13 protein-coding genes are annotated in these 15,460 nt (G+C 34.2%); 6 read left to right on the forward strand and 7 right to left on the reverse strand.

The features are described from left to right. Positions 1 to 753 precede the first annotated feature (753 nt). A complete protein-coding gene (locus tag F6K40_RS29310) occupies positions 754 to 2,508 on the forward strand; it encodes a hypothetical protein (RefSeq protein WP_293140927.1) in 1,755 nt (584 codons plus the stop codon). Here F6K40_RS29310 and F6K40_RS29315 read toward each other — a convergent pair. From F6K40_RS29315 to F6K40_RS29340, 6 genes are all read right to left on the reverse strand, one after another. Then, positions 2,496 to 2,630 carry a hypothetical protein gene (locus F6K40_RS29315; protein ID WP_293140929.1) on the reverse strand — a complete coding sequence of 45 codons (135 nt, stop codon included), beginning with the start codon at positions 2,628 to 2,630 and terminating at the stop codon, positions 2,496 to 2,498. The genes F6K40_RS29310 and F6K40_RS29315 overlap by 13 nt on opposite strands. A 169-nt stretch (positions 2,631 to 2,799) precedes the next feature. Beyond that, on the reverse strand, positions 2,800 to 3,009 hold the full coding sequence (locus tag F6K40_RS29320; protein ID WP_293140931.1) for a hypothetical protein: 210 nt from the start codon (positions 3,007 to 3,009) through the stop codon (positions 2,800 to 2,802). Beyond that, positions 3,006 to 3,236 (reverse strand): hypothetical protein, encoded by a 231-nt coding sequence (locus tag F6K40_RS29325; RefSeq protein ID WP_293140933.1) that lies wholly within the window; start codon positions 3,234 to 3,236, stop codon positions 3,006 to 3,008. The genes F6K40_RS29320 and F6K40_RS29325 overlap by 4 nt, the downstream gene beginning before the upstream one ends. Positions 3,237 to 3,329: 93 nt before the next feature. Further along, complete coding sequence (locus F6K40_RS29330; protein WP_293140935.1) at positions 3,330 to 3,539, reverse strand: hypothetical protein; 210 nt, start codon at positions 3,537 to 3,539, stop codon at positions 3,330 to 3,332. Continuing rightward, a complete protein-coding gene (locus F6K40_RS29335; RefSeq protein ID WP_293140937.1) occupies positions 3,536 to 3,691 on the reverse strand; it encodes a hypothetical protein in 156 nt (51 codons plus the stop codon). Before F6K40_RS29335 ends, F6K40_RS29330 begins: the two co-directional genes overlap by 4 nt. Before the next feature lie 416 nt (positions 3,692 to 4,107). After that, positions 4,108 to 5,259, reverse strand: a complete 1,152-nt coding sequence (locus F6K40_RS29340; protein ID WP_293140939.1) for a hypothetical protein — start codon at positions 5,257 to 5,259, stop codon at positions 4,108 to 4,110. A 1,017-nt stretch (positions 5,260 to 6,276) separates the two neighbouring features. Here F6K40_RS29340 and pgl point away from each other — a divergent pair. The 5 genes from pgl to F6K40_RS29365 all read left to right on the forward strand — a co-directional run bounded on the left by pgl (position 6,277) and on the right by F6K40_RS29365 (position 13,708). After that, entirely contained in the window at positions 6,277 to 6,984 is a 708-nt protein-coding gene (gene pgl, locus F6K40_RS29345; protein WP_293140941.1) for a 6-phosphogluconolactonase, read from the forward strand. A 223-nt stretch (positions 6,985 to 7,207) separates the two neighbouring features. Next, positions 7,208 to 8,026, forward strand: coding sequence for a double zinc ribbon and FHA domain-containing protein (locus F6K40_RS29350; RefSeq protein ID WP_293140943.1), 819 nt, complete (start codon positions 7,208 to 7,210; stop codon positions 8,024 to 8,026). A 1,288-nt stretch (positions 8,027 to 9,314) separates the two neighbouring features. Then, positions 9,315 to 9,755 (forward strand): FHA domain-containing protein, encoded by a 441-nt coding sequence (locus F6K40_RS29355; protein ID WP_293140964.1) that lies wholly within the window; start codon positions 9,315 to 9,317, stop codon positions 9,753 to 9,755. Positions 9,756 to 11,342: 1,587 nt separating this feature from the next. Continuing rightward, positions 11,343 to 12,203, forward strand: coding sequence for a PRC-barrel domain-containing protein (locus F6K40_RS29360; protein ID WP_293140945.1), 861 nt, complete (start codon positions 11,343 to 11,345; stop codon positions 12,201 to 12,203). 1,082 nt (positions 12,204 to 13,285) lie between these two features. After that, positions 13,286 to 13,708, forward strand: coding sequence for an FHA domain-containing protein (locus F6K40_RS29365; protein WP_293140947.1), 423 nt, complete (start codon positions 13,286 to 13,288; stop codon positions 13,706 to 13,708). 149 nt (positions 13,709 to 13,857) lie between these two features. Here the strand turns inward: F6K40_RS29365 and F6K40_RS29370 are convergent, their stop codons facing one another. Then, complete coding sequence (locus F6K40_RS29370) at positions 13,858 to 15,108, reverse strand: DNA cytosine methyltransferase (RefSeq protein ID WP_293140949.1); 1,251 nt, start codon at positions 15,106 to 15,108, stop codon at positions 13,858 to 13,860. Positions 15,109 to 15,460 lie beyond the last annotated feature (352 nt).

Below are 15,460 nucleotides of genomic sequence, written 5' to 3' on the forward strand. Positions count from 1 at the left end.
TCAAATAACATTTGCCGACGTTTTTATTGTTTAGAAGTAATTTTGTTCATGTGATTTTGTTGATAGAAATAACACTTAAAGATTCTTATAGCAATCCGCGCTTATGTTGTAATATTTGCTCGTAGGGGTTTGGTTTCCAAATCCTTCTCTGGCTTGGGGAAAGGAGATAAAACCCCTACAGTTTTTTTTCACAAATCATTGAGGATGAGTAGATCTGAAAAGTATTATTTATAGCTAAGAAAGAATTAGTTAGGACATACACTAATGATGAATCTTAGACTAGGAAATGTTTTTCCAACTGTTCTTTTTTCCCTGCTATAGGTTGTAATATTTACTCGTAGGGGTTTGGTTTCCAAATTCCTCTCTAGCTTGGGGAAAGGAGATAAAACCCCTACAGTTTTTTTCACAAATCATTGAGGATGAGTAGATCTGAAAAGTATTATTTATAGCTAAGAAAGAATTAGTTAGGACATACACTAATGATGAATCTTAGACCAGGAAATGTTTTTCCAACTGTTCCTTTTTCCCTGCTATAGGTTGTAATATTTACTCGTAGGGGTTTGGTTTCCAAATTCCTCTATAGCTTGGATAAAAGAGAGCAAACCCCTACAGTTTTTTTCACAAATCATTGAGGATGAGTAGATCTGAAGACTATTTATTTCTGATAGTATCGCTAGTCTCTAATAAAATATGTCATATCTTTTATTTTCCAAACAAAATTTCCGTACATTTTTAGTAAAATTACATAAATTTATGATAAATAGAAGCAGGATATTTTGGTTTTGTTTAAGCATAGCAGTTGTATTAATTTATGGTATTGAATCTCTAAAAGCAGCCTTTGAAACTAAATATATAATCCAAGATGATGCACGACAACATATATTTTGGATGGGTCGTTTTTTAGATGCAGAATTATTTCCTGAAGACTTAATTGCTGACTATTTTCAGTCAGTAGCACCTTGGGGTTATAAAATTTTTTATTGGTTAATAACATCTTTAGGCATAGACCCAATTTTTTTAGGTAAATTATTACCAATATTTCTCGGATTAATTTCTACAATTTACTGTTTTGGAGTAAGTTTACAAATTCTGCCAATTCCCGCTGTCGGATTTTTTAGTTCATTCATTTTAAACCAAAGTTTATGGATGGAAGATGACTTAGTTTCTGCTACTCCCAGAGCATTTTTCTATCCACTTTTTTTAGCCTTCTTATATTACTTACTCCGAGGTTCCTTATTTCCTGTTTTGGTAGCGATCGCTCTCCAAGCAATTTTTTATCCCCACACAGTTTTACTATCACTAACTATCCTAACTATTCGACTATTTGACTATCATCAAAAGCGGTTAAAATTTACCTCAATTCAATTAAATTATTGGCTTTGGTTAGGAGGAATAATAACTGCTGCAATAATACTTTTACCATACAAATTAACTGCTACTGAATTCGGACCAATTATTACTACTACCGCAGCAAGAGTACAGCCTATTTTCAATTATGCTGATGGTAAATATGGGAGAGCATTCTTTTTTCATCATAATCCTTTAGTTTTTTGGCTCACAGGACCGAGGAGCGGTATCTTATTTTTAGGATTATTTTCACCACTAGCTATAGCTTCATTACTATTACCTTTTTTGCTCAGAAAAGAAAAATTTTCTCTAGCAAAACAAGTTTCTGAAAAAGTAGAAATATTAGTTCAAATTCTCATAGCATCAGTGGGATTATTTTTTCTAGCTCATATATTTTTATTTCAGCTTCATTTTCCCAACAGATATATTTACCATAGTCTGCGAGTAATTATGGCGATCGCTGCTGGTGTTGCTTTAATAATCTGGTTGGATAGTTACTTAAAACAAATTATTTCTCAGCTAGAAAATGGTTTGACTTTCCCACAGAAAATATCTATCGGATGTACAGCTTTGTTATTAGTATTATTCAGTTTTATTCCTTTTTCTCAAGACCTAACCATAGATAATCAATCCTATGTTAAAGGCAAGGAAAAAGAATTATATGAATATTTATTAGCACAACCTAAAGATACATTAATAGCTTCTATATCTAAGGAATCAAATAATATTCCTAGTTTTGCTCAACGTTCTACTTTAGTCGCACAGGAATATAGCTTACCTTATCATGTAGGATATTATCGTCAATTTAGTCAAAAAGCTATTGATTTAATTCAGGCTCAATATACTCCTAACCCAGAAGAAGTTAATAATTTTCTTCAGAATTATGGGGTTGATTTTTGGTTGCTCGATCTAACAGCTTATGACCCTAGATATGTAGCAGATAAAGAGTTAATTCGTCAGTACAATTTAACAGATTCAATTGTTTATCAACTGGAGCAAAATCTTATCCCTGCTTTATCAACTACTATGGAAATTTGTGGTGTATTAAGTAGTAAGCGAATAGCATTATTATCAACATCATGTATTCAAAATGAGTTGAGAAAATTGACTCAGGATAATCCTGAAAATTCTCAAAATATGCGATTGCGTCAAGAGCAATAGTCACTACATTTTCTGAAGCACTCCGGCAGAGGCGATGAATCGTCAAATTTTTCTTCTGTTCCGTCAAGAGCAATAGTCGCTACATTTTCTGAAGCACCCAGACAGAGGCGATGAATCGTCAAATTTCTCTTCTGTTGCGGATAGAGCAAGAGTCAATACATTTTCTGAAGCATCCCGGCAGAGGCGATGAATCGTCAAATTTCTCTTTTGTTGCGGATAGAGCAAGAGTCAATACATTTTCTGAAGCACCCAGGCAGAGGCGATGAATCGTCAAATTTTTCTTCTGTTCCGTCAAGAGCAATAGTCACTACATTTTCTGAAGCACCCAAGCAGAGGCGATGAATCGTCAAATTTCTCTTTTGTTGCGGATGGAGCAATAGTCGCTACATTTTCTGAAGCACCCGCTAGAGGCGATGAATCGTCAAATTTTTCTTTTGTTGCGGATGGAGCAATAGTCGCTACATTTTCTGAAGCACCCAGACAGAGGCGATGAATCGTCAAATTTTTCTTTTGTTGCGGATGGAGCAATAGTCGCTACATTTTCTGAAGCACCCAGACAGAGGCGATGAATCGTCAAATTTCTCTTTTGTTGCGGATGGAGCAATAGTCGCTACATTTTCTGAAGCACCCGCTAGAGGCGATGAATCGTCAAATTTTTCTTTTGTTGCGGATGGAGCAATAGTCGCTACATTTTCTGAAGCACCCAGACAGAGGCGATGAATCGTCAAATTTTTCTTCTGTTGCGTCAAGAGCAATAGTCGCTACATTTTCTGAAGCACCCAGACAGAGGCGATGAATCGTCAAATTTTTCTTCTGTTGCGTCAAGAGCAATAGTCACTACATTTTCTGAAGCACCCAGACAGAGGCGATGAATCGTCAAATTTCTCTTTTGTTGCGGATGGAGCAATAGTCACTACATTTTCTGAAGCACCCGCTAGAGGCGATGAATCGTCAAATTTTTCTTTTGTTGCGTCAAGAGCAATAGTCGCTACATTTCCTGAAGCACCCAGACAGAGGCGATGAATCGTCAAATTTTTCTTCTGTTGCGGATAGAGCAATAGTCAATACATTTTCTGAAGCACCCAGACAGAGGCGATGAATCGTCAAATTTTTCTTCTGTTGCGTCAAGAGCAATAGTCAATACATTTCCTGAAGCACCCAAGCAGAGGCGATCAATTGTCAAATTTTTCTTCTGTTGCGTCAAGAGCAATAGTCAATACATTTCCTGAAGCACCCCCGACAGAGGCGATGAATCGTCAAATTTTTCTTCTGTTGCGTCAAGAGCAATAGTCACTACATTTTCTGAAGCACCAGACAGAGACAACGTAGAACCCGCCCCTACTATTGCATTATTTTAGGTGCGTCAGTCCACTAAGCTTATTCCCTTACCGAAATAATTAAATAATTAAATAATTAAATAATTAAATAATTAGATAATTCAGGTTTAAAACCTCCCATTTCAAGGGGAAAAAAATAAATTTTTTCCTTCTTGGTCAATCCTCTCCCTTTTAGGGAGAGGTAATTATCCATTCTCCATTATCCATTATCCATTATCCATTAATGAATCCCCCACTCAAGAAATTGAATCATTTCTAATTCCTAAAAAGGATTATTCCAACGCTGGTTATATCCGCGATTATAAAAACTATTATTACGTCTGGAAAAAGGATTGTTTGAAGGAGTTTGTGGTAAGTTTTGATTTACCTGATTAGGATTCACTCCATAGTAATATTGCTGTTGATTTTGCGGATATCCTTGATTGTTGTAATAGTTAGGAACTCCCCAATTGTTAACTCCATTTACCCCATTTCGATTATTAGCAAAACTATTAGGTACTACTGGAATTAATGGAGGCAGATTTGGAGTAGCAGGTTGCCTTTGAGGAAAATAATTAGACCCCTGTAAATTAGTTTGGTTATTTATCTGATTTGTTGGTCGTGATAAATCAGTATAGTAAGGCTTTGGAGGAGTAACATTTATGGGTGCTAAAGGTGGATTATAATTCCTTCTTTCCTGAGATTTAGGAATATTGGATGTTGGTATATTTAGAATGGGAGAAGGTTTAATATCTCTTGGCTTAATTTCAGTTGGGTAGAGGTTAATATTATTTGTTTGAGATTGATAATTTGAAGGAGATTGAGATTGACTTTTGGAACCAAGGTACTCATCCATAGCATTCTGTAGAGCATTAACAGGTTTTTCTTTTTTTTCCTCCTCGTTTGTTGAGTCTAATAAATTCATACTGCGTAACAGAGGATTAGTAGATAATTTAGTCTTTGGCAGTTGATTTGTAGAAGGTAAATTATTAGTTTGCGCTCCCTCATAAATATTAATTTTGGGCAGAGGGTTAACTAAATCTTCTTCAGACTTTATGATATTTTTATTCCTAACAGATGTATTTTTGGTTTCTCTTTGAGAGCTATCCAATAAATTTTTCTGAGAACTTGCTAGAGGATTAATTTGTAGTTTTTGAGCATTTTTTAACTCTTCCATTAAAACTGAAGAATTTCCAATATCGCTCATAATAGAAATTTCCTCAGGAGATAAAGTTTCGGTGATTGTATTACCGTTTGATATTGAATCATCATCATCTTCAAGAGTTAACCATTCTGGATGCACTGATAATTCCCAAGCAAATAATAGCACTAGAGAAAATACGCCAATTGGTCCCCAAACTAAAGGCTTTTTCAAATGACTAAATCTGGCGAAGAAGTAGCGTTTATAATTAGGTGATTTTTGAGGAGAAGACATAAATTTGATTCCTTTATTTATGATTTTTCTAACTAAACTAAATCAGTATATTACTGCCGTCTCTTGTTATAGCCAAAAAATTTGATTTTTCTCGACTTACTACTCGATTTAAATTACAATAACTCAAAGTTACTTTTGACGCCGAGGAGCAAGTAACTGCAAAAAGTTTGATGACTTCTTTGATATAACTTACCTCTAGATTTTTAAACTTCATATATTTGGCAAATTTAGGTACATATTCTGAAGGTAGAATAACTTTTTTCTTAGTAATAGGACTATAATTAAATCTTAAGAAATGTTCAGAGTAAGACAGTGGCAGAAAAATATTATTTATTGCTCAAAAACTTTTTTTTGTCAACTTCTCACTAAGTACCTAGATATAAATTATGGTGCCAGTCTTAAGAAATATTAATTGGTTCAATATTCCTCCTGTTATTCTCTCGGCCTATATTGCCAAATCTTTAGAGTTAACTTTAATTGTTTCTGACTATTTACTAAAATAATTACTAAACTAACTTATGAGTGCTGAATTATCTGCTCGTGAATACCCTTATTTAGCAAACACTAAAAGGATAGCCTCTTTTTATTTATCTCTTAATGCTAGCTTTTAAGTTCTAGGTAGTCGCAGCACATCTTAGCTTTAACTTTGGTTATTGAAATTAATTTGATTGTAGCATTAGTCTCAGTAGAATGACCTTAGAGTTGTAGCTTTTTTACTTTTGTGTTTAACCCTGACTTGGTGCATCGGAAGGGATAGTTGACAATAGAAGAAAACTATGTAAAACACATTTAGGTTCTATTTAAAATAAAGATGAGAAGATGGAGATATGGTAAAATAGGGAGTATTTTTCAAACTTTTTCCTGTATTACCTCTCCCTACCTCCTGAGTCCTACTAAAAAATTTGGTGGTGGTGCGTCGAATCTCAATCAAAAACCCTATAGCATGGCTTTGATCCCCAAATTTAGAAAAAACACTATTTTTTTGGGGTGTAAACTTTACAAAATAACACAAATCAAATGAACAAACAGATTAAGTTGCTAGAAGATAAAGAACAGTTAATTAAACAAGCTTTGGACATTTGCTTGGTGAAAATTCAAGAAGCGATCGCCGAGCGTGGCCAATGTACAATAGCTTTGGCTGGTGGAAATACTCCAAAACCACTCTATGAGTCCATAGCAGCTCAAAATCTAGCTTGGGATAAAATTCATGTCTTTTGGGGCGATGAACGTTATGTAGCTCCCGATCACCCAGATAGTAACGAAAGAATGGCCAGGCAAGCTTGGTTAGATCGAGTCCCCATACCACCAACAAATATTCATCCTATGGAAACAGGGGCAGGAAACCCTGAAACTGATGCCTCAAAACATGATGCTCATTTGCAAGAATTTTTTCAAGTCCCTACAGGAGAGTTTCCCAGCTTTGATTTGATTTTACTGGGAATGGGAGGTGATGGTCATACAGCTTCCTTATTTCCCCATACAGATGCATTGAAAGTAAGCGATCGCCTAATTACCGTAGGAAATAAAGATGGCCAACCGCGATTAACTTTTACAGTTCCATTAATTAATCAAGCACGTTGCGTCATATTTCTAGTTGCTGGTGCAGATAAACAAACTGCATTAGACCAAGTATTTGCAGAAAAAGCGGATGATATGAATTATCCCAGTCGCCTGATCCAACCCCAAGGAGAACTACAATGGTTATTAACTGGAGTTAATATTTGACCCCAGTCGGAAGTGTGGTCCGGGTGGGAAGTGTGGCCCGGGTGGGAAGTCAAATTTATTAATTATCTTTAGGAGGTTAATTAACAAATTATTAGACATACCCAATAATAAAAAATCAGATCAATTATCCCGCAGAAATCATTAATTCCTTCCCCTACTCCCTACTCCCTACTCCCTCTTTTGATACTTTTAACTGAAATCACCGATAGCAAGGAGAAGATAAATGATTGTCTGTCCTCAGTGTCATCAAGAGAACCCTGATGGAGCAAAAATATGTGAAAATTGCTCGTATCCCTTACCAGTAACTACAAATTGTCCTAACTGTGGGGCAGTAGTTCAAGCTGACGCTGCCTTTTGTGGTCAATGTGGCTTTGATCTAAAAGCTAGTGCTGGTAAAGAGGAAGGTGAAGTTTCATCCGAAACAGATCCAGCAGTGATGCCAACCATAGTATCACCTATATCTGGTGCAGATATAGATATACCTTCAGTAGATATACCTGACCTAGACCAACCAGAACCATTAGTGACACCAGAACCTTTGGTGTCTGGTACAGTCAATTTAGAAAAATCTAGCAACCCTAATACTCCAGATCCTATTGAGGAAGAGGAACTCCCACCAACTATTGCTGTTAGCACACCTGTTGCTACCCCAGTAGTAAGTTCTCCATCTCCCACTGGAGGAAAAGCAATTCCGGCCAAAACTCAGTTGCAGGAACAATCTGCTAAGTTGCTTCATATCAGAACAGATACAGATATTGAATTGCCAGTTAATTTATCTGTGATTCATATTGGTAAACCTAATGACAGGGTACCACCAGATATTGATGTTTCGGGATTTCCTGACTCTGAAGTGGTTTCTCGTAGTCATGCTGATATTAGAGTAGAAGGAGATAGTTATTATATTGAAGATACTGGTAGTTCCAATGGTACTTATATCAATAATAATCCTTTAACAAAAGGAAATCGACATAAGTTAAGACCAGGCGATCGAATATCTTTGGGGAAAGGAGACTTAGTTTCTTTCCTATTTCAAGTTTCTTGAGTTTTGTTTGAGATTGTGTTTTGATTACAATCTTGAGCTTAAGGTTTTCCTTTAACTAAGTCAGAAGTTGTTTCTGTAATTGGGATACACGGGCAACCCTCCAAAAACATTTCGTCAATCAAGGTGGGGTTGCCAGACCCAATTAAATTATTTTGATAGGTTTTTTGAGAAGAACCAAACTTTTGTTAGCGTTTCGCTGCACTACATGATATCAAATCCGGTTGAATAGTTATTGTATAGTAGGGACGTTGCATGCAACGTCCCTACTATACGGACGTTGCTTGAGCATTAATGCGTTTTCCGTTCCGGAATGCTCCTATTCCATGTCGCTCCGCGTTAACGTTTGCGGAGCATTCCCTATGTGAAAGTTGTGCTTTAGCTAAACGTCCGTACGGGAGATTGAATACTGAAAATTATAGAATTATCAACTTATGCTATATAACCGGATTCTATATGAGAAACATTTAGCTAACGCAAAGCTTTACTAGGTCATGTTTGGTAAATGCTTTAATTGTTGTGTAGCGAAATGACACGTAGGAGGAATAAGTTAGCATAGCTCTTTTGAGGAATAAGTTAGCATAGCTCTTTTGTAGGAGACAAACTAAACCGAAAAAAGAACAGGAGGAAGTTATATAGCAATTCCCAAAAAGCGTGAGGTACAAAATTCTTTGGTTTTAGGGAACACTTAACTGGGAACAGGGAATAGGGAGTAGGGAGTAGTAATTCTCGTTCCGTAGGATATAGATAAAGAATAAAAACAACTGTACCTCCGAGAGCTTGAGAAACGCTATACAAAATTCAAAAAATATCGTTACAGTAAAAAAGAGATTAGGGAATAGAGACAATCTTTCTTTTTGATTTAATAGAGTTCTCCAAAAATAAAAAATTAAATCAATTCTTATCCATAAATTATCAATTAATCCTCACTTTTCCTTGTTTTATCTTCCCTATTTAAGTAGATATGTCTAATTTTACCGTCTGGAAAAATCCTCGTTTTCCCTCACTACAAAAAAAGTTAATGTAGCAATATTTTTTGAAACTGGTATTAGGTGAGTTGGATGTTTTCTATTCCCTGTTCCCAGTTAATATGAAATACGAAAAATAATTATATTTATTAATTTCCCCATCTCCCCATTTCCATAAGTCCCTCTCAATTTTTGCTAGCAAACATTAAAGAATTTCATTAAAGATTTTTCCTATTACCGATTATTACTTTTGTACCACTACCAAACTAAATCATCTACAATTATCTTCAGATGCTCTACTAAAATCTTAAATAGCAAATGTGATGAGACTAATACTACTACATCCACTTCAGTCTATGCCAATCAGAAGTTGGACTTTCGATCATCAACCTGTCATTAAAATTGGGCGTTGCTCAGATAATGATGTAGTTCTTTATAGTTCTGTGGTTTCTCGTTACCATGTTGAATTAAAAAGTAGTCATGGAAATTGGGAAATTCTTAATTTAGGTAGCAATGGTACATACATTGATGGTAAACCAATCACAAAAGTTAAGGCAGTCAATGGGTTAATAATCAATTTGGCTTTGAGTGGACCTAAAATTGCTATATATCTCCAGGAGGAATCTCAAGGAGTTAATTTTAAAGAAAGGCAAAATTATTACCTACAAAATAGTTTAAAAAAACTTGAAACTAGGCCATTAAAACCGAAGTTCAATCTGGAATCTAAACAACAAGAATTAGTTGAGGATACAAAAGCTGAATAGGTTGATCAATGAATAGTTTCATTTTTTGTGATGAGATTAATATCATGTTCAAATAATTACTTACAATAAAGTTTTTATTTGTAGTTTGGTTTTAGCCAATATATTACTTAGTATTATTGCTAGAGCTAAACAAATAGCCTAATTATAACTGTTCTACCGAACATAATATAATTTTGATTTTTTACAACTTTTCTTATCTCTTATTTGAGATCTAAATTAGGTAATATAAAAATCAACTAATACTATGTTTGCTTGAGTAGTTATAAATAATAACTACAGAAGGTTTTACATCAAATCCGGTAGTATCCGTATAAAAAAGCGTAGAAACCGGGTTTGTTTTAAATGCCCCACCATACTAACATCTAGCTTTTACAAACCCGGTTTCTCATAATATTTCCATTGCTAACGGATTTGATATTAGATAATAGGTTCAAAAGTATGGGGATTATACCAATTTGATAAATGTTTGCTACAAATATCTTGTTTTTAATGACTAATGAGTAATGAGTAATGACTAATGAGTAATGAGTAATGAGTAATGAGTAATGACTAATGACTAATGAGTAATGAGTAATGAGTAATGAGTAATGAGTAATGACTAATGACTAATGAGTAATGAGTAATGAGTAATGAGTAATGACTAATGACTAATGAGTAATGACTAATGACTAATGAGTTAGGAGTCAAATGGGAATAGCTTAGACGCGATTCTTAGTTCATAACTTATTGAATTCGTCAAAAAAACATCTCAATCAGCAAGTTTTTTTATCGCCCTTATTATTTGTAACATTCTTTTTTCACACTTGGTATTAAACCCCAAGTGAATTAAAAAGATAATAGGTGAGGTGTAGATTGAATAACCATTATCTTTGAGCAAATCTTCTACACCTATAACCTATCACTTAGTACCAAAGGAAGCTTAGGGATGAGTTAATAACTATATAGGAAACAGGAAGGAAAGTAGAGAAGTTTCATCGAAAGTCCCTAGAAGAATATTTTATTTATAACTGAAGATATGAAAAGGCAGAATATAAGACCAACTGTGAAAAAAGGATGTGACAAATATTGAAGGCAATAGTAAATCTACACCGCTTCCAGCTCCCTCCTACTAGAGTCACACAACTAAAATAGTGAAAGGGTTTAAGGTGCGTATTTATTACTATAATCACTGACTACGAGAAGCATTTAACTATCTGCTATAATTGTAACGCACCATTTTAGATATATCAGTCCATTTCTATATTTTAATGTATCTTTTACCAACAAGAGAAGTTCAAGCAAAAAAATGCTGAGATTCTATTCCTACTGACTCCTAACTCCTAGCTACTAGCAAAAGTCCAACTATTTGATATTGAAACTAGCTCCTGACTTCTGACTAGAGCTTTTATTATTGAAAATTCCTTCTTATGCCAGTTTAATATAAGAATATTACAAACAGGAAAGCTATAAATTTCTGCATATCGGAAGAAGCTTCTCTAATTGGAGAAAATATTTATCTCTATCATTATTTACTTTTTTTTCTTCTTTTTTGATTTCTTCTTCCTAACTTCAATATATTTATCAAAACTCTGTGTGAGGAATAAAATTGTGAACAAAATACCAGAGGCAATCAAACATAGTCAACTCTTGAAAAGGTTAGTGCTTGACCGTGAAAAAGTTGAAGATCAAGGTTGTATAGAAGAATTGTGCCTCGATCTTCAATCTCATCAAGTTATAGGTTTTATCTGTAAATCTGGTTTATTTGGTAGAGAAAAAAAATATTTTGCTTGGAAACAAATTGAGACTATTGGCGCTGATGCTACTCTAGTTAATGGAAAACCACAGCAAGATAATTTAGAAAAGAACAATAATATTATCAACATAATTGGTAATGAAGTTTGGACTGATACAGGAGAAAAAGTAGGTTTTATTGTAGAATATATTGTCAATATTCAAACAGGTGAAATAGTTTATTATTTGTTTAAATCTAATGGCTGGCAAGGTGTTTTAGATAGTGTTTATTTACTGAAACCGGAAGCAGTTTCTAGTGTTGGTAATAAACGAGTAATAGTAGTCAATAATTTTCTAGAAAATCCTCAGTATTATTCTGAAGGGGTAGTTCAAAAATTAAATCAATTTCAGAACTTTTTACAAACAGATTTAGTCAGAACTAGAGAACATATTGATATAGCACGAAATCAAGCCAAGAAATTAGCTATAGGATTTCAAGAAAAAGCTAAGGTTGTGCAAAAACAAGCTCAAGAAAAAGCACAGGTTGTGACAGAACAAGCTAAACAAAAAGTAGAAGATTTTCAAAGTAAGTCTACAGAAAAAAAAACTAGAAAAACTCAGCCAAGTACAGATAAATTTTCTACTAAAATTCAAGAAGTAATCACAGAAGCTAAAGAAAAAATTGATGGAGTCAAGTCTCAAGGGACAAATAAATTTAACTCCTCAAAAAAAGATTGATAAAAAAGCAGCAGTGATTTACCAATACAGGAACAATTAGTAAGTAGCCGTGCTTTTACCGAAATAAATAATTAATAATTAAACAATTAAATAATTAAATAATTCAGGTTTAAAGCCTCCTAGGGTAAAGGGGAAAAAAGCGGTCGTTTTGCTACGCATAACTACGTTAACGCGGAGCGACATGAAAAGCGGAGCTTCCCGAAGGGTGGGATGCTGTTAGCGTTAGCGCAACTCCTCTGTAAGAGGAAGCGGCTCTGCATTCTTCGGGTCTCCTTTCCCTCCGGGACGCTACGCGTTTTCTTATAGGGAATGCTCCTATTCCATGTCGCTCCGCGTTAACGTTTGCGGAGCATTCCCTATATGAAAGTTTTGCGTTAGCTAAACGGCATATCCAATCGACCAAGAGAGCGGTTGTTAGCGTTAGCGTTAGCGTTAGCGAAGCTCCTCTGCAAGAGGAAGCTCCTCTGCAAGAGGAAGCTCCTCTGCAAGAGGAAGCTCCTCTGCAAGAGGAAGCATTCCGAAGGATGGGATGGATAGGTGACCGGCGCCAGATCCAATCAACCAAGAGAAATAAATCTTTTCCTTGAGCGCCAATCTTCATCCCTTTTAGGGAGAGGTAATTATCCATTATCCATTATCCATTATCCATTAATGAAGAATTTCCTAGTTGAGAGAGGGAACACTTAACTGGAAGTCAATAGGATGTGAAATTAATGCCGGCTTATGAACTTATAACTTTATGTGGATAGTTAGGTATAGTTTAATATTATAGTAATAGCCAGAGTAGTTAGGATATAAACCAATGGTAAATCTTAGAATAGGAAATGTTTTTCCTTCTGTTGCCTTTTGTCTTTTGCCTGCTATAAACTTTGTTTCTGATTCTTTAAAGTTTTAAAACTTTGTACTTTATTAACTTGAACACTACTTTAAACAATTAATAATTAATAATTAATAATTAATAATTACCTCTCCTTGAAACTGATAGGATTGACTAATTATGAAAATTTTTATTTATTATCCCCTATCCAAGGGGAGGCTTTAAACCAAAATTTTTCGGTAAATATATTGAATAATTATTATAAGTGATTAATTTAGCCTTATTACATCCAACTCAATTAGTTCCAGTTCAACATTGGAGTTTGAGAGCAAAATCATTAATTCGTATAGGTAGAGCAAGTGATAATGATGTCATAATTTACAATGCTATAGTTTCTCACTATCATGCAGAAATTTGGGAAAATACGTCTGGTTGGATTATTATCAATTTTGGTGCTAATGGTACTTATGTAAATGGTAAACCAATTATTCAAGTATCACTGACAAATGAGATGATTATTAGATTGGGTAGTTCGGGACCGAAAATCAAAATTTGGACTCAAGAATTAGCTTCTGAATTTGCGGGTAAAAAAGATGAGTTATCTAAGAAAGAAATATTTTTAAAGAATAAAAGTTATCCTCAAAATTCCTTTGTAAATGAGGAGATTACACAAATAGATTTTGATTAATCTTTGATTGTGTATGGGTAATGGATAATTAATAATTAATAATGGATAATTGATAATTTATCAAATCCGTTTGATTGGACATAAAAAAAATCTTCTATCTTCATAACTACTAAATCTTTATGATTCTCTATCAATTAATTATTTTATTTTTATTTTTTCATTCTTGGCGCAATAGTATGGCGATCGACACCATATAGATCGGCAGCTATAGACATATTAAGCGTTAAATTTTCTAAATTTTCTAACTTATATTTTTTCCTTTTAGGTTTAGCTGGCAGAATATTTAAAGCCTGAATAATTTCTTCAGCAACCGCTTTTGCTAATAGTGGTGGAACTGAATTACCAACTTGTCTAAAACCATGCCATTTTGTCACATGAAATCTAAACCAATCAGGATATGAATGTAGTCTTGCTGCTTCTCTAACTGTGATACATCTGGGTGTATCTGGATGTATTGGTCTCGGAGAAGTATAGGCTCCTCTACTACTTGGGGTTCCAGCTCTAAGTGTGTTAGAAATACCGTCAGGATTGAGTTTATAAAAGCGACTTACTTGTTCAGTTTTTCCTTGTTCTGTAGCACTAAATCTTGCTATTGATTTTTCTGTATGTTTTGTGCGTAAACTAGAGGTTAATATTGTCTGATCGTATTCACGTTTATAAGAATAATCATTATTCAAACGTTTAAAACTACGTAGTTTTTTAGCATATTCACTTGGTTTACCATAATCATTTTCTGCTTTTACCCAATCTACTTCTAATAATTCTGGATAATTTTCTACTTCTGGTAAATCTCCTATCGCATCCCAGACAGTTATATAGTTTCCTAATTTTTTATCTGTTTGAATTTGAGGATAGTTTGGTAGTTTTAAACCATTTTTACATCCTAGTATAAATAATCTTTCCCGATGTTGTGGTACACCATAATTAACAGCATTTAAAACTTGGTAAGGTTGTTGTACTTGATAACCGTTTTGACAGAATTTATCAATGACTTCTTCCAGAAAAAAATTGTGTTTTCCGACAGCTAAACCTTTGACATTTTCTATGACAAAATATTTGGGTTTTAATTCCAAAACTAACCGTGAAAAATGAGAGATAAGTTCATTGCGTGGATCGTCTAAAGCACGTTTTCCAATCATAGAAAATCCTTGGCATGGAGGACCGCCAAAAATTACATCAATTTCTTTATTTTGAATATTTAGTAACTGTCTAATTTCATCTCCTGTCAGTTCGGCAACATTACGACATAATATAGACCAAAAGGGAAAATTAAACTTATGAGTAGCACAGTGAATGGGGTCTAATTCTACGGAAATAGGTACATCAAATCCTGCTTGTTCAAACCCAAGAGTCATACCTCCTGCACCTGCAAATAGCTCGATACCAATTGGTCGTTGCATAGAAAATTTTAAGATTTACAATTAATCTTAATTGAATTGAACTTTTGCTATTATATCAACTTGCTAGACTACAGTTCATATCATGTTCGGTTGAATAGTGATAATTAAAGCTTGTAGTTTTGCTTGAGCAACTTCTATAGTTAGGGCTAATATAACTAATTATCCTGACATAATATCAGTATGATAACCGTTCAAGCAAACTTTTTTTTCTTTTAACTATCGGCCTACTATAATATTTAGATAAAAGCAATTTTTGTTGGAATAAAAATTATGTCATAACTACAATAATTAAGAAAAAAAGCTCTGAATTTATCGGTGAGCGATCGCCTGTTATTACTCCAGGAAATTACAA

The organism is Okeania sp. SIO3I5 (genome assembly GCF_010672085.1).
Lineage (GTDB): Bacteria > Cyanobacteriota > Cyanobacteriia > Cyanobacteriales > Microcoleaceae > Trichodesmium.

Coding starts and splice junctions, on each gene's coding strand:
- pgl (WP_293140941.1), top strand. CDS start 6,277: ATGAACAAACAGATTAAGTTGCTAGAAGATAAAGAACAGTTAATTAAA.
- F6K40_RS29340 (WP_293140939.1), bottom strand. CDS start 5,259: ATGTCTTCTCCTCAAAAATCACCTAATTATAAACGCTACTTCTTCGCC.
- F6K40_RS29355 (WP_293140964.1), top strand. CDS start 9,315: ATGAGACTAATACTACTACATCCACTTCAGTCTATGCCAATCAGAAGT.
- F6K40_RS29310 (WP_293140927.1), top strand. CDS start 754: ATGATAAATAGAAGCAGGATATTTTGGTTTTGTTTAAGCATAGCAGTT.
- F6K40_RS29370 (WP_293140949.1), bottom strand. CDS start 15,108: ATGCAACGACCAATTGGTATCGAGCTATTTGCAGGTGCAGGAGGTATG.
- F6K40_RS29350 (WP_293140943.1), top strand. CDS start 7,208: ATGATTGTCTGTCCTCAGTGTCATCAAGAGAACCCTGATGGAGCAAAA.